A 19570-nucleotide genomic window follows, 5' to 3' on the forward strand; every position below is an offset into this window, starting at 1 on the left:
CGAGTGATGCAGATGACCTGTCCCAAGTGTCGTGGCGACATGCGCCAGTACGAGCGCAGCGGCGTCACGGTTGACCAGTGCACCGAATGCCGTGGCATCTTCCTCGACCGGGGCGAGTTGGAGAAGCTGTTCGAGGCCGAGGCCAACTGGAGCCAGCAGCAGGCGCCGGCGTCGCAGCACGCACCCGCGCCGGGCGCCGGGTACCCTCCGCCGCCGCCGGCCCCGCACCAGCCCGCCTACGGAGGTCCGAGCCACACACCGCCACCGCCGCCGCCACCGCCCGGCCACGGCTACCCGCCGGCACCGGCACCGGCGTACGGGCAGCACGGGCAGCCGCACTACGGCTACCACGGGCACTACCGGCACAAGAAGCGGAAGGGCTTCCTGAACGACTTCTTCGACTGACCGGCCCCGCCGGCAGGGCGGTACCCGCCCCCACTGCGGGGCCGGTTACCGGACCGGCCGGCTGACCGGAGTCTTCGCGGACCCCGTGCCCGGCAACGAACCTCGCGCGTCGTCGACGGGCGGGCGTACGTCGCCGGGTGCGGGGCTCGTGCCATTGGGCGAAGGTGGGTGGGTCGGCTGGACGGCGTGGAGGCGCCCCGGGCGGCGGGCGGTGAGCTGTCCCCGGCGCCGGGCAGTGAGGCCGCCCGGGCGGCGGAGCCGTGCCGAGCAATCGGTGCGGCGTACGACCGGATCACCGCGACCGTCGACGGCCTCGCCGACGCCGACCTGCTCCGGCCGACCCGCTGCCGGGGCTGGTTCGTCGTCGACCTGCTCCTGCATCTCGTCCTGGACGCCCAGCGGGCCCTGGTCACGCTCGCCAGCCCGGTGGTCGGGCCGGCCGACGTGGACGGCGTCAGCTACTGGCTGTCGCCGAGCGATCCGGACGAGGGGCGGCACGCGGCCTGGGTACGCCGGTCGGCCGCCGCCTTCGACCGGCCACGCGGGGTGGTCCGGCTCTGGACCGACACCGCACCGGCGGCGGTCCGGGCCGCCGCCGCAGCCGACCCGCTCGGGTACGTCACCACCCAGGGCCACGTGCTGGCGGTGCCGGAGTTCCTCGCCACCCTGGTCACCGAGGCGGTGGTGCACCATCTCGACCTGGCGGTGGACCTCCCGGACGCGCCAAACCCGGAGCCGGACGGCGTGGCCATCGCGGTGGCGACCCTGGACGGACTGCTCAGCGCCGAGGCGATCCGCCCGGCCGACTGGTCGGACACCGACTATCTGCTGAAAGGGACGGGGCGGCTCCCGCTGACCACGCACGACCGGCTGGTGCTCGGCGAGGCCGCCGGCTGGTTCCCACTGCTCGGCTGAGTCCGCGAGGCGGCTCACGCCGGAGACTCGGGTACTCTCCGTCCGGTTCCGCCCTCGCGCCACGCCGTGGAACCGGACAGCGACGGCTCAACCAGGCTCAGCCACGAGCGCCAAAACAATTCCGGCGGCGATGTCGAGAATCCGTGACCGGCTCCGTCCCCGCGGGTGAACGTGACCAAGATGGGTCGCATCAGTACCGAGGAGAAGCCCGATGGCCAAGTACCTGCTGCTCAAGCACTACCGGGGCGCTCCGGCCGCGGTCAACGACGTGCCGATGGACCAGTGGACGCCGGAGGAGATCTCGGCACACGTGCAGTACATGCGCGACTTCGCGGCCCGGCTCGAGGGGACCGGCGAGTTCGTCGACGGTCAGGCGCTCGCCCCCGAGGGGACGTTCGTGCGGTACGACGGTGAGGGGCGCCCGCCGGTCACCGACGGCCCGTTCGCCGAGACCAAGGACCTCATCGCCGGCTGGATGGTGATCGACGTCGACAGCTACGAGCGCGCCATCGAACTGGCCGGAGAACTGTCGGCCGCGCCCGGGGCGGGCGGGAAGCCGATCCACGAGTGGCTCGAGCTGCGGCCGTTCCTGACCGAGCCGCCCACCATCACGGAGTGACCTCTGAGATGAACGAGGCGCTGCTCCGGAGCCTCACGCCGAGCGTGCTCGGCATCCTCGTCCGCCGCGGAGCCGACTTCGCGGCGGCCGAGGATGCCGTGCAGGACGCGCTGGTCGAGGCGGTCCGGGTCTGGCCGGCCGACCCGCCGCGGGACCCGAAGGGCTGGCTGATCACCGTGGCCTGGCGCCGGTTCCTCGACACGACCCGGACGGACACCGCCCGCCGCCGGCGTGAGGAGCTCGTCGACGAGGAGCCGGCGCCGGGGCCCGCGCCGTCGGTGGACGACACGCTCCAGCTCTACTTCCTGTGTGCCCACCCGTCGCTGACGCCGTCGTCCGCGGTCGCGCTCACGCTGCGCGCCGTCGGCGGGCTGACCACCCGCCAGATCGCCCAGGCCTACCTGGTGCCCGAGGCGACCATGGCGCAGCGGATCAGCCGGGCCAAGCGGACCGTCTCCGGCGTGCGGTTCGACCAGCCCGGCGACGTCGCCACCGTGCTGCGGGTCCTCTACCTGGTCTTCAACGAGGGCTACTCCGGCGACGTCGACCTCGCCGCCGAGGCCATCCGGCTCACCCGGCAGCTCGCGGCCGCGATCGACCACCCCGAGGTGGCCGGGCTGCTCGCCCTCATGCTGCTGCACCACGCCCGGCGGGCCACCCGGACCGCGCCCGACGGCGGTCTGGTGCCGCTCGCCGAGCAGGACCGCGACCGGTGGGACACCAAGTCGATCGCCGAGGGCGTCGAGATCCTCCAGGCGGCCCTCGCCCGCGACCGGCTGGGCGAGTTCCAGGCCCAGGCCGCCATCGCGGCACTCCACGCCGACGCGCCCACCGCCGAGGAGACCGACTGGGTGCAGATCGTCGAGTGGTACGACGAACTCGCGCGCCTGACCGACAGCCCGGTCGTCCGGCTCAACCGCGCAGTGGCCGTCGGCGAGGCCGACGGACCACGCGCCGGGCTGGCGGCGCTCGCGGCGCTGGACGACTCGCTGCCCCGGCACGCGGCGGTGGCGGCGTACCTGCACGAACGCGACGGTGATCTGGCGACGGCGGCACGGCTGTACGCCGAGGCGGCCCGGAAGGCACCCAACCTCGCCGAACGGGATCACCTGACGCGCCAGGCCGCTCGGCTCAACGCCCGCCAGCGTCGCTGACGGTTCGCGCTGCGGCTCCTCCGCGGCACCCGTCATTTCGCAGACACCGCTCGATCGGGCCCGTCATACGATTGCCATGTCCACAAAGCGCGACAGGTGGAGCTGCGCCGCCACCGTCACGGTGTCGGTCGGCCCGTTCCGGTGCTTGGCGACGATGAAATCCGCCTCGCCGGCCCGGGGCGACTCCTTGTCGTAGTAGTCGTCCCGGTGCAGAAGTATGACGACGTCGGCATCCTGCTCGATCGACCCAGACTCCCGCAAATCGGACAACTGGGGACGCTTGTCGGTACGCTGCTCCGGGCCACGGTTCAGCTGACTGACCGCGATCACCGGGCACTCGACCTCCTTGGCAAGCAGCTTCAGCCCTCGGGACAGCTCGGCGACCTCCTGCTGGCGGCTCTCGGTGCGCTTCGGCGAACTCATCAGCTGGAGATAGTCCACCACGATCATCTTGAGGTCATGCCGCTGCTTGAGCCGGCGGGCCTTGGCCCGGATCTCCATCAGGTTCATGTTGGGGGTGTCGTCAACGAAGAGCGGCGCCTCGCTGATCTCGCCCATCCGGCGGGCCAGCTTGGTCCAGTCGTCGTCCGAGAGCTGCCCGCTGCGCAGCACGTGCAGCGGCACCCGGGCCTCGGCCGAGAGGAGTCGCATCACGATCTCGACCTTGCTCATTTCCAGCGAGAAGATGGCACTCGCACAGTTGTGCCGGATCGCGGCGTTTCTGGCGAAGTCCATCGAGGCGGTGCTGTTGTGGGTGGGGATCATGGATCGGCCGGCAAGATATAGATGATCGGCGTTGTCAACAGTTACGCACCGCACGGGGACACTGGGAACCGGGCGAACGTCGACGATATACCGACAACCGGTGCGAGCGGTGCCATTCGTACGACAGCGCTCCTTGTGGGCAATCTTCTTTCGCGTCAGTCGAAACACATCGTCTTCAGTCGAAAAGTTCAGGATGTACGCAGTGGAGGTCTCCTCGGTCTTTCCCTTCACCCGCTTCGTGTTGACCGAGCACCGATAGCCGAGGCTGACGATCAGCTCGCGAGTGTCCTCGGCGAGACGTCGCGACGTGACTGCGAACTGCAGGCTGCCGGTCGGCGTGACAGTTCCGTCGGTATCCATCAATCCGGCGAGCAACGCGCGCCGTTGGGCCTCCGAGGCGCGGAGGTACGCGGTCGGGATGTGCTTGTCGCCGAGCACGCCAGCCGCGCGGAGGTAGCCGACGAACGATCCCCAACGGTTGTGACACGAGGCGCATCTTCGGGCACCGGTCCAGCCGCTCTCGGGAAGCTTCCCGCAGGACGCGCAGCCGGTGCGGTCGGCAGGGTTCACAAGACCTTTGGACTTTCCCCCGCAGGACTGCCCACAGGTTCGAACGCTGGGGCCGCGCGGAGTGAAGCTGTTGCCGCAGACAATGCAATCCCGGTCTGGGAGCGGATTCAAGCCTGCGACCTTGATCGAGTAGGCGAGGGTTTCGGTCCCGACGGGTGCAACAATGAACCCGTCCTCCCTGACGTGGGTAACCATCTCCGGATCGGCGGTTGTGAAGCGGGCCGACCGGGTGGAGCCGTCGCCCAACCACACACCAAGCGTGTAGGGCGGGATCGGAAGGTCATCGCGACATGGCAACTCGATCGGGAGAGCGTTCTCGACGGCGTGGTTGAGTCGCCCGTCAGTGGGGTGCCGGAGCGTGATCGCGATGCCGGCTGTGGTGATCGGCTCACCGTGGTTGGCGGTGTTCTCGACATTCATCAACCGGTTCACCCGACGAGCCAGGGCCGCCATCAGGGCGCGACGAGAGTAGGCGCGGATATTCGTCCTGCGCCACGGCTTGCCCGCCCGAATGTACTCACGGGCCACCTCGCCGGCGAAGCCCACCTCGGCTCCGACGATGTGCAGTACGTTCCGGAACTGTTCGCCGGTCAGCGCCACCGCTTCGCGGAATGTGATTAGTTCATCGGGTTCCGCCATGGCTGTCTGGTGTGCGGCGGTAGCGGTAGCGCGTGCATCTGCAGACCATTGGTGGGATCGCTTGCCCTCGGCCCGCTGTCGGCGGCTGGCCCTGGTGGTGGTCTTCCACAGGTGCTCGCCGTCAGCCACGATCACGCTTCCGTCGGAGAATTCGACCTCGTAGCAGGGGCGGTTGTGGAGGACGTCGAAGGCGTGCGTCACGGTGGTGGGGCGCCCGTCGGCTCCGAGGAGCTGGTCGCCTACCTTGACATTGCCCATGGTGGTCCAACCGGCGGGGGTTGGGAGCGGCGTGTCGAGCGCCAGGGCTTTTCCCAAACCAGGCCTACCCGCCACAATAACGAGCTGCCCCGGGTGCAGGCCGTTGAGCAGCCGGTCCAGGTCGGTGAAGCCGGTCGGTACGCCGGTCATCACGCCGCCCTGCGCACCGACCGCCTCGATCTCGTCCAGCGTCGGCTGGAGCATGTCGGCGAGCACCGCGAAGTCCTCGCTGACCCGCTTCTCGGTGACGTCGTAGATCGCCTGCTGGGCCAGGTCCACCACGTCGTCGACGTCCCGCCCGCCGCCACCGGCCGAGCCGTAGCCGAGCTGCACGATCCGGGTACCCGCCTCGACCAGGCGCCGCAACACGGCGCGCTCGCCGACGATCCGGGCGTAGTAGGAAGCGTTCGCGGCCGTCGGCACGCTGGCGATCAGCGTGTGCAGATAGGGCGCGCCGCCGATCCGGGCCAGGTCGCCGGAGTCGGCGAGCGCGGCGGCGACGGTGATGGCGTCGGCCGGCTCGCCCCGGCCGTAGAGGTCCAGGATCGCGTCGAAGACGGTCGAGTGCACCGGCCGGTAGAAGTCGTTGGTCCGGAGGATCTCGACGACGTCGGCGATCGCGTCCTTGGAGAGCAGCATCCCGCCGAGCACGCACTGCTCGGCCGCGATGTCCTGCGGCGGCGTCTTGTCGAACTGGCCATCGCGCGGCGCCGGGACGTCGGCCGACGGCGCCGACGGTCGCGACTCTCCGCGCGACGGGCGCGACTCCCCACGGACGTCGTCGGTGACCGACACGGGCATCCCCCTCCGCCACACCGGCTGGCTCCTAGCGAACCGCCGACGTACGACATTTCTCGGCTGACCCACGGCCCCGTCCGGCCGAGGGGCCGGACCGGCCCTGGCCAGCCGCCTTGACCGGGGGAGATGTCGGCACGGGTGGCAGGGTCAGGGCAGCAACGATACGGACGTCGAGGTCAGGGACTCAAGCACACCGGTGGACGGAGTTCGGGACAACCTGTGGACGGTTCCCGGCGGGGTGTGTGCGGCCCTGTGCACAGGCTGTGGACAACGATTGGGGAAGATAGCCTGTAGCCGCTCTGACCTGCGCCGACTCGGTCCCCACCATGTGGAGGAAAGAAACAGGTCAAATTCGGGCTACCGGGACGGCGTATCATCGGGCGACGGCAATCTTGCGTACGGCTACTCGCGAACGACCTACCAGACTCCTCGCGATCGACTAACCAGAAAGGTCACGCCTCGGCAGTGGACCATCGGGATCGGGGGCGGGGTGAGCTCGCCCGACATGAGTGGCAGGACAGCGCCGGCCGGAGCGACCCGGCGACGCCCTGGCCAGGTGATCCTTATTCGCGTCCCGACGTCACCTATCGCACCCCGAGCCGGCGGCGGGCCCGGTACCGTGGCGCACCGGACCCGGTCGACAGCTACACGCCGTCCTGGGCCCGGGAGTCCACCGAGCCGCTCCAGCCCCGCTCCTCCCGGGCGTACGCCGACAGCTCCACATGGGCCTCCGAGCCGGAGCCGGAGCGTCGCGACGGGGGCCGGCACCACCGCGCCGACGCGGCGGCCGAGCCGGCGACGGAGACCGGCCGGCCCGGGCGTCGACGGGTCGCCCCCGAGGTGACCTGGGACAGCACCGGCGAATACTGGCGCGGTCCGAGCGGCGCGGCCGACGACACACCGGGCGGCGAGAGCAACGACGACCGCTGGCGCGGTGCCGGCGACCGGCGGCGCGGCGACGCGACCGGGAGCACCCGGAGCGAGGCCACCGACAGCGGGGCGGCCGGCCGGCGCGGCCGGCGTCGCGCCGGTGCGGGCCGGCGCGGGGACGAGGCCGACGACTGGGCCGCCGCCGCTCCCACCAGCGGCTGGGTCGGCGCGGCTCCCACCAGCGGCTGGGTCGGCGCGGCTCCCACCACCGGCGCCGGCGCCGCCGCCCCGACCAGCGGCGGATGGATCTCCGAGGCACCCACCTCCGGCGGATGGGCCGCCGCCGCACCCACCACCGGTGCCGGCGCCAACAGCGGCCTGCTCGGTGACCCTCCCACGACCTCCGGCCGGGGCCGACGGCGCCGGGCCGACCCGGACGACGATCCGACCGCGGTACCCACCTCGGGTTGGGGTGCCGGAGCCGTCGATTCGCCGTCCACCGAGACCGGCCGGCGCGATCGGGGTGACACCGCGGTCGGTTGGCGGGAGCCGGCCGACGATTCCGCGCCCGGCCGGTGGGACCGGACCGGCGACCGGGAGCCCGGCACGACGTACGGCTCGGCGCGGCGGGCGCCGGGGCGACGGCGCCGCGCCGAGCCGGCCGGATGGGAGCCCGACGATCCGAGCGGCCCGGTGCCGACCGCCGGACGGCGGCGTTCCCGGCACCGCGCGGAGGACCCGACGGAGGTCGCGGAGCAGCCGGACGCCATCGCCGCGACCGAGCCGGGCCCGGAGACCGAGCGGTCGAGAGCGAATCCCCGCTGGGTACGGTCGCCCGGCGAGAGCGACCCGGGCCGCGGTACCGGCCGGCGGTCGCGGAGCGACGATCCGCTGCCCGGTCCGGGGGGCGCCAGTGCGCGCCGACGGCAACGCGAGCCGGACGCCGAGCCCGTCCGCCGCTACCGGGCCGACGCCGGACCGGTACGCCGGGTCGGCGAGGACCGGGGTGGCCGGGGCCGGCACGCCGATCCCGGGCCGGAGCGGGGCGGGGATGCCGGCCCGGGTTGGCGTACCGAGGCCGGGCCATGGGACCGGCTCACCGACACCGGGATGTTGGATCGGGTCACCGACTCCGAGCCGCCGGAAGGTCCCGGCCCCGGCCGTCGCCGCGACCGGAGCACCGACACCGGCCAGTGGGACAGGTTCACCGACACCACCGAGTGGCGGCACGGCGAACTCGCCGGGCTGGCCCGGGATGCCGGGAGCGGGCGCGACAACACCACCGACGGCGGCTCCCGGGGCGCGGACCGCACCGGGCCGGAGGGTGGCGACACGTTCTGGTCCGGCACCAGGCTGGCCGGCGACGACCCGCGCTGGATGGGTATCCCGGACTCGGCGCCGCGTTCTCCGGCGGTCGCCTACCCGCCACTGGCCCGGCCGGTGTCGCCGGCACGCCGGGCGAGCGAGCCCCCGACCCCCACCCGGCGGCCGGCACCGGGTCGCGGTCGCGCCGGTACGGTCGGCTCCGCCCGGAGCGTCAGCGGAGCGGGTACGGCCACCCGGCGCGCACCGAGCGGCAGCCTGCTCACCTCGGCGACCAGGACGGGCCGACCCAGTCCGCTGAGTCGACGACTCGAAGACGATCTGCTCGATCCGCGGCCCAGCGGCCCGCTCACCGCCGTCCTCTACACCGCCGCCTGGTACGCGGTCGCCGTGCTGGCCGTCTTCGTCTGGGTACTCACGCTCGACACCAGTGTGCCGGTGGACTGCGTACCGGAGGTCTCCGGTGCCTGTGAATCGGAGCGCGGCCAGGCGATGTCCGCGCTGCTGGCCGGGGTGCCCCGGTTCCTCGCCGCGCTGGCGACCGGTCTGGTGGTCGCGGCCCTGATGCGCTGGTTCAACCGCACCTGGCGGGCGGTGACCGTCGGGTTCGCGGCAGCGGTCGTCGGTGGTGGGCTCTCCACCGTCTTCTTCAGCGCGATCAGTGGTCAACCGGTCGGCTGAGGTCTGGTCCCGCCCGCTGGCGAGACGGCTCCGGGTGCAAGACGGCTCCGGGGTGCCGCCCGATCGGACGGCACCCCGGAACTCTGTCTGTCGCCTGGCCGGCTACTTGCCCGGTACGACCTTCAGGTCGAACCGCGCGGTGACCTCCGGGTGCAGCTTGACCCGCACCTGGTGGCTGCCGACCGACTTGATGGCGCCCGGCAGCTCCAGCCGACGCCGGTCGAGGGACGGACCACCGGCCGCCTTCACCGCGTCCACCACGTCGCCGGGGGTCACCGAGCCGAAGAGCCGCCCGCCGTTGCCGGCGCGCGCGGTCAGGTTGACCTTGAGGCCCTCAAGCTGGGCCTTCACCTCGTTGGCGTGACCGAGGTCCCGGATCTCCCGGGCCGCGCGGGCCCGCTGGATGACCGTGACCTGCTTCTCCGCGCCCTTGGTCCAGGCGATGGCGAAGCCCTGCGGCAGCAGGTAGTTGCGGCCGTAGCCGTCCTTGACCTCGACGATGTCGCCGGGGCCGCCGAGGCCCGACACCTCCTGGGTCAGGATGATCTTCATGTCGGTGCCTCCTCTCAGCGGGCCGTGGCCGTGTACGGCAGAAGCGCCATCTCGCGGGCGTTCTTGACCGCACGAGCGATCTGCCGCTGCTGCTGGGAGGTGACCCCGGTCACCCGCCGAGCGCGGATCTTGCCGCGGTCGGAGATGAACTTGCGCAGCAGCGCCGTGTCCTTGTAGTCGATGTAGGTGATCCCGTCCTTGTCGAGCGGGTTCACCTTCTTCTTCGGCTTGCGCAGTGCCGCAGCCTTTGCCATTGCTCTTGCTCCTGGTTTGCGATCCCGGGTGTTAGCCACCCGGATCAGAACGGGGGCTCGTCGTCGAAGTTGCCGCCGCCCGAACCGGACGTACGCGAGGAGGCCGGAGCCGCCGTGGCCCACGGGTCGTCGAAGTTGCCTCCGCCGCCACCCTGGCCACCGCCACCGCCACCACCGCCGGAGGCGCCGAACCCGCCGCCGCCGGAGCGCGACATCTTCTGCACCTTCGCCGTGGCGTACCGCAGCGACGGGCCGATCTCGTCGACCTCCAGCTCGATGACGGTGCGCTTCTCGCCCTCGCGGGTCTCGTAGGACCGCTGCCGGAGCCGGCCCGACACGATCACGCGAGCACCGCGCTGCAACGACTCGGCGACGTGCTCGGCCGCCTGCCGCCAGACGGTGCACGAGAGGAAGAGCGGCTCGCCGTCCTTCCACTCGTTCGTCGTCCGGTCCATGAACCGGGGCGTCGAGGCGACCCGGAACTTGGCGACCGCGGCGCCGGACGGGGTGAAACGCAACTCGGGGTCGTCGGTCAGGTTGCCGATGACCGTGATGGTGGTATCTCCTGCCATGACCATCTCCTCGCGCACTCATCAGTCCCTGAAAGGCTGCCAGAGCAGTACGACAGGACGGATGAGGCTGATCCGGGCGTGCCGGAAACGCGTCAGCGCGTCTCCGGCCGGATGACCTTGGTGCGCAGCACGGACTCGTTGAGTCGGAGCTGCCGGTCCAGCTCGGCCACCGCCGCAGGCGTCGCCTGCAGGTCGATGACGGCGTAGATTCCCTCGGCCTTCTTGTCAATCTCGAACGCGAGGCGCCGACGACCCCACACGTCGAGCTTCTCCACCGAGCCACCCGCGGTCCGGATCACGTTGAGGTACGTGTCGAGCGACGGGGCGACGGTGCGCTCCTCGAGGCTTGGATCGAGGATGACCATGATCTCGTAATGACGCAAGACGTGCTCACCTCCTCTGGGCTAGCGGCCACGGTCCTTCCGTGGCAGGAGGTCATGCGTCGTTGCCAGGCGGTATCGGGAGGGATCCCGTCGCGCGCGGACAACCTGAGCAGAATACCCGGTCCACCGGCGCCGGACGTCGGCGGACCCCATGCCCGCCGGGCCGCCCCGCGCTCGGACCGGCGCCAAGAGCCTCCTCCGGTCGCGTTGACCGGAGGAGGCTCTTCGACGCAGAGCCGCGGGGCGCATCCCGTCCGCATTCTTTGGGTGGGACCTGGGGAGGAACGACCACACCGATGAGTTGGATGGAAGGCGCCCCGCGGAGCCTATTGTATTGTCATCTTACGCGATAACAGTCTGTGTTGTGCGTTGAGCGAGAATCGCCCGAATTGCTCCTGTCGAGACCCCGACCACACAGACCGCGGCCACCGGCGCCCAGCAGCCGGACCCGTCCGGCGGGCCGGAAGGGCCACCCGGGCGCACCCGGACGGCGGCAGCCCCGCCGAGTCGGTCGGGCGGCGGAGGGTAGCTGCCCGGCGCCGCGTCCTGCGGCGCCCTGGCGCTCCGGGGGCCGGCCACATCGGGACCATGCGGCACCGACCCCACCTCGACCCGCCCGACCGACCCGGCGGGGACGACACGGACCGGCATGACCCCGGCCCAGACAGTGGCTCCGACGCCCCGACCGCGAAGCCGGACAGCAGCCGTGGTGCGCCCGCGGCGAGTGCGGGGACCGCTGCTGCGGCTCGGCGGCGGAGCGACAGGGTCACGTCTTCCCTCTTTCCGGCACAACTCGTGGCTCGATCCGGGCCCGTACGCCGGGCGAACGGATCTCACCTGGAGAAACGATCCATCCCCCCGGCGGTGACGCGGACCGCCCCGGGACCGCCGCGCCCGAGCTGCCGGGCCGGACAGGTGCGCCCGTCCCCGCCCGACCGACCGGCGCGACGTAGGCTCGCCTTCATGCGTATCGGAGCCCATGTCGATGCCACGGATCCGTTGGACGAGGCGGCCCTCCGGAAGGCGGACGCGGTCCAGTTCTTCCTCGCCGATCCGCAGAAGGACTGGAAGACACCGCAGCCACGGGCCGACGCGGCCCGGCTGCGCGATTCCGAGGTGGACGTCTACATCCACGCGCCGTACGTCATCAACCTCGCCACCACCAACAACCGGATCCGCATCCCGAGCCGGAAGCTGCTGCTCGGACACGCCACCGCCGCCGCCGCGGTCGGCGCCAAGGGCCTGATCGTGCACGGCGGGCACGTCAACGCGGGAGACGACATCGCCAAGGGCTTCGACAACTGGCGCAAGGCCTTCGCCCAGGCCGCCGAGTCCGGCGGGCACGACGTCCCGGTGCTCATCGAGAACACGGCCGGCGGCGACAACGCCTGCGCCCGCCGGTTCGACAACCTGGCCCGGCTCTGGGATGCGGTGGGCGAATACGACGTCGGCTTCTGCCTGGACACCTGCCACGCGCACGCGGGCGGCGAGGACCTGCTGGACATCGTCGACCGGGTCCTGGCGATCACCGGCCGGATCGACCTGATCCACGCCAACGGCTCCAAGGACGCCTTCGACTCCGGCCGGGACCGCCACGAGAACCTCGACAGCGGCACCATCGATCCGGAACTGGTGGTGGCGGTGGTCCGGGCGGCCGGCGCGCCGGTCATCGTCGAGACGCCCGGCGGGGCCGACGGTCAGGCCACCGACATCGCCTATCTCCGCGACCGCGTAGGCCGGTAGGGACGAGGACCCGATGTCGACGGACCAGTCCAACGCCAACGAGACAACCCGGCCCGGCGCCGCGCCGGTCGGCACCAACCCGGACCCGACCCCGGGCACGACGGCCGGATCGGGTACGCCCACCAGCGCGGACTCCGGCGCCGCCGGGGGGCGGACGACATCGACCGAGGCCGGGACCGCCACGACCCTGCGGTCGGCCGTACCGGCTTCGGGAAGCGGCTCGCACCCCACCGTCTCCGGTGGTACGGCGTCGACCGCGCGGGCAGCCGGCGATGGCGGCGCCCCGGCGACGGCGGTGACGTCAACGACGGCGCAGCTCTCCGACCCGGCGCCAGGCGGGAAGCCCGACACCCCGCCCGGGGAGCCGGCGCAGTCCGGCAGCGGCGGAGGCGAAGCCGGGAAAGCCGAGGAGAGCAAGGGCGACGACGCCGAGGGCGAGGCGGCGGGCGGCGACGACAAGACGTCGAAGGACAGCCAGGCCGAGGACGACAAGGCCGGCAAGGAGAAGGACGACAAAGACGGCAAGGACGGCAAGGAGAAGGCGGCCGGTGACGACCAGCCGGCGAAGCCCGCCGACCCGTTCGCCGCGTTCGCGCCGGCTCCCGAGGTGGTACCCGGGCGGATCCGGCGGATCGGTCGGGCGGTCGGCCGTCGGGTGGTACACGAGTGGACCCTGGCCGGGCTCGGCGCACTGGCCCTGGCCGTCCTGATGACCTGGCCGACGCTGCGCTACCCCCGACACACGCTGCCGCAGGACTACTGGGATCCGGCGCTACAGGCCTGGCAGGTCGCCTGGTCCGGGCACATCCTGCTGACCAAGCCGGCCCAGTTGTGGCAGAGCAACGCGTTCTTCCCGGAGACCTGGACCTTCGCCTTCTCCGACACCCTGCTCGGGTACGCCCCGGCGGGCATGATCGGTCAGGGCCCGGAGGCGGCGATCCTCCGCTACAACATCCTCTTCGTCCTGGCCCACGCGCTCGCCGCGCTCGGGGCGTACGCGCTGGTACGGCAGTTCGGGGCGGGACGGATCGGGGCGGCGGTGGCGGGGATCGGCTTCGCGTACGCGCCCTGGCTGCTCGGCCAGGCCGGTCACCTGCACGTGCTCTCCAACGGCGGTATCCCGCTCGCCCTGGCCATGCTGGCCCGGGGACACGGCTGGTCGCTGCGGCACGGCTACCGACCCGAACGTCGACGTTCCGGCTGGGCGTTCGCCGGCTGGCTGGTCGCCGCCTGGCAGCTCAGCCTCGGCTTCGGCATCGGCCTCATCTTCGCGTACGTGATGGGTCTGATCGCGGTCGTGGTGCTGCTGAGCTGGCTGGTCCGGCGGATCCTGCGCCGGCCAGGGCAGTGGTTCGGGTTCCGGCTGCTGCTGGCCGACTTCTGGGGCGGCGCGATCTTCGCGGCGACCGGTGCCCTGCTGGCGATCCCGTACTTCAAGGTCGCCGAACTGCACCCCAACGCCCGGCGGACCGCCGAGGAGCTGCACAACTACTCCCCGCCGCCGGGTGGTTTCCTCACCGCTCCGCCGGAGTCGCTGATCTGGGGCGACCTGCACGAGCCGGTCCGGGGCGGGCTGCCCGGACTGCCGGAGACCACCCTGCTGCCGGGGTACGTCCTCTTCGCGCTCGCCCTCGCCGGCCTCTTCTTCTCGATCTGGACGGTACGCCAGCGCCTACTGCTGCTGGCGGCCGTGCTCGCCGCCGGGGTGCTCGCGATGGGCAGCCGGTTCTTCGGCGGCACCTGGACCTACCTGCCGCTCTTCGAGCACCTGCCCGGCTGGGACGGTCTGCGTACGCCGGGCCGGCTGATGATCTGGGTCACCCTGTTGCTCGGCGTCCTCGCCGCCGGCTCGGTCGGCGCGTTCGCGGAGCGGGCCCGGCAGATCTCGGCCGCCGAGCGGGTGCCGCCCCGGCCGGGACCGTTCCTGCGGCTCGTCACGCTGCTGCCGATCGTGCTGGTGCTGGCCGAGGGGCTCAACACCACGCCGCATCCGGTGGTACCGGTGCAGCCCGCGTCGATGCGGGTCGCCAACGGCCCGATCCTGGTGCTCCCCTCGGACCAGAAGACCGACCAGCACGTGATGCTCTGGTCGACCAGCCGGTTCCAGGACATCGTCAACGGCGGCAGCGGGTTCACGCCGAACCGGCTCGCCGAGGTACGCCAGGCCACCGCGAACTTCCCCGACCAGGCAAGCATCGACTTCCTGCGCACCATGGGCGTGCGTACGGTGATCGTGCTCCGGGACCGGGTGGCCGGTACCCCGTTGCAGGCCACCGTCGACCTGCCGGTCGACAGCCTGGGAATCAGCCGGGAGGACGTCGGGGAGACGGTCGTCTACCGGCTCTGATCCGGGCCGCTCCGCCGTCCGCGCTCCCGGCTCGGTCCACGATCCCGTCGGTGCTGCCGCGACCGTGCGGACCGGGTCGTGGCCGGCGCAGGCCCGGCCGGTGCCGGTCGGGCCGTGGCCGGCACGGCTAAGCCGGTACCGCTAGGCCGGCACGGGTCAGGTCGTGGCCGGCGCCGGTTCGGCCGGGGCCGGCCGGCCACGGAGTCGGGCGAGCCAGGAGGCGTCCGGGGCACCGTCGTAGATCCCGCCGTCGGGGTCGTCGAGGTAGCTGCTCCGGACCGGGTCGCCCTCGGGCCGCAGGATGTCCCGGACGACCAGCACGCAGAGCACCACGACGGTGGTCAGCCGCAGCGTGGCGGCGAACACGAAGACGCCCTCCGGGAAGACCTGCTTGCCGCCGGCCCCGAGCAGCTCGCCGTAGAACGCGACGAAGTAACCGACCTCGGCGAACTGCCAGGCGAGGAAGGCGCCCCAGCGCGGCCGGGCCAGCACCAGCAGGGGCAGCAGCCAGAGGTTGAACTGCTGCGACCACACCTTGCTGAAGATCAGGAACGCCGCGACCATCAGGAAGACCAGCGCAGCCAGCCGGGGCCGGCGCTTGGCGAACAGCGCCAGCGCGCCGATGGCGAGGAAGGCCAGCGTGATCAGGGCGTACGACACGGTGTTCAGGGTCGGGATGTTGTTGCTGAGCCACTGGAACGGGCCCTGGTCGCCAGGGCTGCCGCTGTTCCACTTGCTGTCCAGGTAGCGGCCGATGTACCAGAGTGTCCCCCAGTCGACCGCCCGCTCACTGTTCAGGTCGAAGAAGCGTCGCCAGTTGTCGGGATAGAGGATCGCGATCGGCAGGTTCACCGCCACGATCGTGACGATGGCCGAACCGATCGTCACCAGCATCTCCTTCACCCGGGCGGTACGCAGCCCGAGCAGGAAGAGCGGCCAGAGCACGAAGAGCGGCCACAGTTTCGCGGAGGTGGCCAGCCCGAGCAGGATGCCGGCGGCCAGGGGTTGTCGTTTCGCCCAGGCGTACATGCCGATCGCGGCCAGCCCGATGGCGAGCAGGTCCCAGTTGACGGTGGCGGTGACCAGCAGCGCGGGGGAGAGCGCGAACATGGCGGCGTCCCACGGCCGGCGGCGGCGCAACGACAGGATCATCGCCACGGTGGCCACCGCGAGCGCCCCGAGGACCAGCGCGTTGAGGTTGTAGAACCACTGCGCCTGGTTGATCTCGGGCCGGTCCACTCCGATGTTGTGCACCGGCAGGCCGAGCGCGCCCATGAAGTATCCGGTGACCACCGGGTATTCCACCGGGTGGTCCCGGTAGGGGACCTTGCCCTCGTTGAGCCCCTCGGCGTAATAGAGGGCGAGCACGTCCGTGTAGCAGAACCGGGTGTACTGGATGTTGTTCTGCCAGGCGCCGTCCTGGCAGGGCGACTTCTGCACCCAGTGCAACGCCAGGGTGAGGCAGGTCAGCGCCAGCACGATCCGGGCGGCCGTCCAGAACCGGCCGCTGGCCTGGGTGCCCCGGCGTTCGACCCCGCTGGCGTGTGCGCCGATCGGGCCGCCGATTGCCTCGGAGAGCCCTCGGACGAAGCCGTCCGACCGGGACGGGTGGTCAGCCTTCTCAGGTTCGTCGATGCCAGCCGGCGACTGCGCGCTCATGAACAGGCATCCTGCCGTACGCGGTCGGGTTGCGTCCGGCCCGGTCCACCGTGTCGGCGGATGGAGTCGAAAACGCGGCCGGCGGCCGGGTCGTGGGACCCGGCCGCCGGCCGCATCGATCGATCACTATCTGTCCCCGTGGAACGGGAGTCGGTGGCTAGCCACCGCCGCCACGACCATTGCCGTTTCCACCTCCGCCGCCGTCGTCGCCCTCCGGCGGGAATTCCGGATCACCGCCGCCGGTGTCACCGCCGGCCGGCGGGCAGATCAGCGGGGGCGGATTCGGTCCCTGGCAGATGGGGTTGCCCCCGGGGTTGCCACCACCGGGATTGCCACCGCCCGGGTTCGGCGGAACCGGCGGAGGCGTCTCTTTCTTCTTGCCGTTGCCGGCCTCCTTGTCGCCGAGCTCCTTGGAGTCCGGCAGGGACATCGCCTGCTTGCCGGCCAGGGCCTTGTTCATGTACTTCTGCCAGATGTCGGCCGGCAGTCCACTACCGCCGATGTTGGCGCCGCCCTTGGTCTTGATCTCGGGCTTGTCCGGATCCTTGCTGCCCACCCAGACCGCGGTGGCGATCTGCGGGGTGTAGCCGACCATCCAGGCGTGCGCGTTGAACTCGGTCTTGGCGTATTCCCAGGTGCCGGTCTTGCCGGCCTCCTCGCGGCCCTCGATGTTGCCGTTGTTCTCCTTGGGAATGTTCTTCAGCACCGAGGTGACCTCGTCAGCCACGTCCTTGCGGATCCGCTGCTTCGGATCAGCCTTCGCGCCGCCGATCTTCTTCCACTGGCCGGTCTCCTTGTCCTGCTGCTCGATCAGCTCGATGAAGTGCGCCTTGTTGTAGACGCCGCCGTTGGCGAGCGTGGCCAGCCCGTTGGCGTGGTCGAGCACGGTGATCGGGTACTGCCCGTACGCCACCACGTTGAAGAACGGGTCCGGCGCCAGCTCCTCCGGCTTCTCCTTGGTCAGGTCGTGCCACTTCGGCGGGTTTTCCTTGGTCTCCCACATCGTCCGGACGCCGGCCTGCCGGGCCATCGACAGCACCTTGTCCGCGCCGATCTTCTCGGTCACGTGGTAGAACGGCACGTTGTACGACCTGATGGTGGATTCCTTGAGCGTGCAGGCCTGGTCACAGGTCTTCCGCACGTCACGACCGGCGTTCTGCACCTTGATCTCGGTGTCCTTGACCGTGAACGGCCGAGCGTCCCAGATCGAGTCGATCGAGATCCCCGCCTCGATCGCGGCCGCCAGGGTGTAGACCTTGAAACTCGAGCCCGGCGGGTGGCCGCCGCTCAGGCCCCCGGCCGAGTCGGTGTTCAGGCCGGCGTAGTCGTAGTCCGCCCCGCTGTCGCCACCGTAGTAGGCCAGCACCTTGCCGGTCTTCGGCTCGACCGAGACCAGCGCGGCCATCAGGTTCTTGGGCTGCTCGTAGATCGGCGAGCCCTTCTTGCGCTGCGCCGCGTTCTCGGCCTCCGCCTGCAACTTCCAGTCGATGGTGGTGGTGATCCTGTAGCCACCATCCCGGAGCGCCGTGGAGCAGTCGACCTTGCCGGCCGGCGGCGCGCCGAGGGTGCAGAGGCCGCGCTCCGCCATCTCGGCCTTGACGTAGTTGACCACGTTGCCGCGCGGGGTCTTCACCCCGAGGCCGTCGTTGGCGCTCTTCCTCTTCTGCACCTTCGGGTAGGTGAGCGTGGCCCGCTTCTCCGGCGTCAGCCACTTCTTCTCGACCATGCCGTTGAGGACGTACTCCCAGCGGGCCTTGGCCTCTTCGAGGTTGTCCGCCGGGTCGAAGCCCTTGTGTCCGGTGGCCGTGTCGACCTGCGGCTGCTTGATCACCGCCGCCAGCACCGCGCCCTCGGCCTCGTTGAGCTTGCTCGCCGGCTTGTTGAAGTAGGTCCACGCCGCGATCTCGATGCCGTACGCACCCCGACCGAAGTAGATCGTGTTGAGGTAGTGCTGCATGATCTCGTCCTTGTCGAACTGGTCGTTCAACTTGGAGGCGAGGATCGCTTCCTTGACCTTGCGCTGGTAGCTGTCGTCCTGGAGGTTCTCGTACGCGTTGCGGGCGTACTGCTGGGTGATGGTGGAGGCACCCTGCTTGCTGCCGCCGGTGAAGTTGTTCCAGGCGGCCCGGGCGATGCCGACGTAGTCCACACCGTCGTGGGTGTAGAAGTTGCGGTCCTCGGCCGAGGCGACCGCGCGCTGCACGTGCACCGGGATCTGCTTGATCGTGACGATCTGCCGGTTCTCGTCGCCCAGCTTGGCGATGAAGTTCTTCTTGTCGGCGGCGTAGATCGTGGTCGACAGCGGCAGCGGGAGCTGGTTCGGCATCGGGACGCTTGTCGAATACCAGGTCGCGGCGACCACGCCGCCGCCGGCCAGCATGATGAAGACGGCGAAGGCGGCGATCAGCATGTTGACCCGCTTGCGCTTCTTGGCCCGCTTCTGCGCCGCCGGGTCGAGGTCACCCGCGCCCCGACGGCCCCGCCGGCCACCGGGCCCGTTCGGGTCGTCCGGTCCGGCTGGCGAGACGGGCACGACGGCCCGGCCGACCCGGGCCCGGCCGGCGGCGCCGTTCGCGCCGCCGCCACTGACCGAGGCGGTGCCGACCGTGGCCCGGCCGGCGGAGGCCTGGCCGGCGCCGTAGCCGCCACCGGAGCCCGGCGCGTCGGGGACCGACGCGGCGCCGACGCCGGCCCGGCCACCGACCCGGGCCCGGCCGGGAGGAGCCGAGCCGACCGAGGCGGAACCGACCGACGCGGAACCGGAGGCGGGCGACACCGGCGCGGCCCAACCGCCGTCGGCGGAGGCCCGCCCCGGTGGTGTGGCCCGGCCGGAGGAGGCCCGGCCGCTGACGCTGGCCCGGGCCGAGGCGCCGCCGGCCCGGCCGCTGTTGGCGGGCCAGCCGCCCTGGTCACCGTCGGACGAGCGGCGAGCGGCTCCCGGGTCGTCCCAGGACGGGCGCTGGTATGGATCGTCCGCTGGTCCGTGGTCGCCGTTCGCGCCCGGGTACTGGGCCCGACCGCGCGCGGAACTAGGATCGCCGTACGAGTTCATTCGTCACACCC

At 71.4% G+C, this 19570-nt stretch carries 15 protein-coding genes; 7 read left to right on the forward strand and 8 right to left on the reverse strand.

The features are described from left to right. Positions 1 to 3: 3 nt before the first annotated feature. The 4 genes from ACSMXO_RS42555 (at position 4) to ACSMXO_RS42570 (ending at position 3093) form a co-directional block, all read left to right on the forward strand. A complete protein-coding gene (locus tag ACSMXO_RS42555; protein WP_346258171.1) occupies positions 4 to 405 on the forward strand; it encodes a TFIIB-type zinc ribbon-containing protein in 402 nt (133 codons plus the stop codon). A gap of 168 nt (positions 406 to 573) precedes the next feature. Continuing rightward, entirely contained in the window at positions 574 to 1320 is a 747-nt protein-coding gene (locus ACSMXO_RS42560) for a maleylpyruvate isomerase N-terminal domain-containing protein (protein WP_455416231.1), read from the forward strand. Between the two features lie 211 nt (positions 1321 to 1531). Next, positions 1532 to 1939 (forward strand): YciI family protein, encoded by a 408-nt coding sequence (locus tag ACSMXO_RS42565; protein ID WP_318399899.1) that lies wholly within the window; start codon positions 1532 to 1534, stop codon positions 1937 to 1939. 8 nt (positions 1940 to 1947) lie between these two features. Beyond that, a complete protein-coding gene (locus ACSMXO_RS42570) occupies positions 1948 to 3093 on the forward strand; it encodes an RNA polymerase sigma factor (RefSeq protein ID WP_455419445.1) in 1146 nt (381 codons plus the stop codon). A 63-nt stretch (positions 3094 to 3156) separates the two neighbouring features. Here the strand turns inward: ACSMXO_RS42570 and dnaB are convergent, their stop codons facing one another. Together dnaB and ACSMXO_RS42580 are read right to left on the reverse strand one after the other, a co-directional pair. Next, complete coding sequence (gene dnaB, locus ACSMXO_RS42575) at positions 3157 to 6126, reverse strand: replicative DNA helicase (RefSeq protein ID WP_455416232.1); 2970 nt, start codon at positions 6124 to 6126, stop codon at positions 3157 to 3159. Positions 6127 to 6767: 641 nt separating this feature from the next. Continuing rightward, positions 6768 to 6980 carry a hypothetical protein gene (locus tag ACSMXO_RS42580; protein WP_455416233.1) on the reverse strand — a complete coding sequence of 71 codons (213 nt, stop codon included), beginning with the start codon at positions 6978 to 6980 and terminating at the stop codon, positions 6768 to 6770. On the opposite strand from ACSMXO_RS42580, the gene ACSMXO_RS42585 reads away from it, so the two are divergent. Further along, a complete protein-coding gene (locus ACSMXO_RS42585; RefSeq protein ID WP_455416234.1) occupies positions 6964 to 8997 on the forward strand; it encodes a hypothetical protein in 2034 nt (677 codons plus the stop codon). The genes ACSMXO_RS42580 and ACSMXO_RS42585 overlap by 17 nt on opposite strands. Before the next feature lie 102 nt (positions 8998 to 9099). Here ACSMXO_RS42585 and rplI read toward each other — a convergent pair whose 3' ends face one another. The 4 genes from rplI to rpsF form a co-directional block, all read right to left on the reverse strand. Further along, complete coding sequence (gene rplI, locus ACSMXO_RS42590; RefSeq protein ID WP_130461286.1) at positions 9100 to 9549, reverse strand: 50S ribosomal protein L9; 450 nt, start codon at positions 9547 to 9549, stop codon at positions 9100 to 9102. A 14-nt stretch (positions 9550 to 9563) separates the two neighbouring features. Further along, positions 9564 to 9803, reverse strand: a complete 240-nt coding sequence (gene rpsR / locus ACSMXO_RS42595; RefSeq protein WP_007073789.1) for a 30S ribosomal protein S18 — start codon at positions 9801 to 9803, stop codon at positions 9564 to 9566. Between the two features lie 44 nt (positions 9804 to 9847). Continuing rightward, positions 9848 to 10393: a single-stranded DNA-binding protein gene (locus ACSMXO_RS42600; protein WP_346258176.1), complete on the reverse strand. Its 546-nt coding sequence runs from the start codon at positions 10391 to 10393 to the stop codon at positions 9848 to 9850. Between the two features lie 74 nt (positions 10394 to 10467). Then, the gene (rpsF, locus tag ACSMXO_RS42605) at positions 10468 to 10758 is read right to left on the reverse strand and encodes a 30S ribosomal protein S6 (RefSeq protein ID WP_101368798.1); all 291 of its coding nucleotides are present in this window, start codon (positions 10756 to 10758) and stop codon (positions 10468 to 10470) included. A 963-nt stretch (positions 10759 to 11721) separates the two neighbouring features. Between rpsF and ACSMXO_RS42610 the strand changes: the two genes are divergently transcribed. Together ACSMXO_RS42610 and ACSMXO_RS42615 are read left to right on the forward strand one after the other, a co-directional pair. After that, a complete protein-coding gene (locus ACSMXO_RS42610) occupies positions 11722 to 12501 on the forward strand; it encodes a deoxyribonuclease IV (protein ID WP_346258177.1) in 780 nt (259 codons plus the stop codon). A 13-nt stretch (positions 12502 to 12514) separates the two neighbouring features. After that, a complete protein-coding gene (locus ACSMXO_RS42615) occupies positions 12515 to 14848 on the forward strand; it encodes a hypothetical protein (RefSeq protein WP_455416235.1) in 2334 nt (777 codons plus the stop codon). Between the two features lie 156 nt (positions 14849 to 15004). Here the strand turns inward: ACSMXO_RS42615 and ACSMXO_RS42620 are convergent, their stop codons facing one another. Beyond that, the gene (locus tag ACSMXO_RS42620) at positions 15005 to 16507 is read right to left on the reverse strand and encodes a glycosyltransferase family 87 protein (protein WP_455416236.1); all 1503 of its coding nucleotides are present in this window, start codon (positions 16505 to 16507) and stop codon (positions 15005 to 15007) included. A gap of 157 nt (positions 16508 to 16664) precedes the next feature. Further along, entirely contained in the window at positions 16665 to 19559 is a 2895-nt protein-coding gene (locus ACSMXO_RS42625) for a transglycosylase domain-containing protein (protein WP_455416237.1), read from the reverse strand. Positions 19560 to 19570: the final 11 nt, after the last annotated feature.

This window comes from Plantactinospora sp. DSM 117369, from assembly GCF_053764795.1.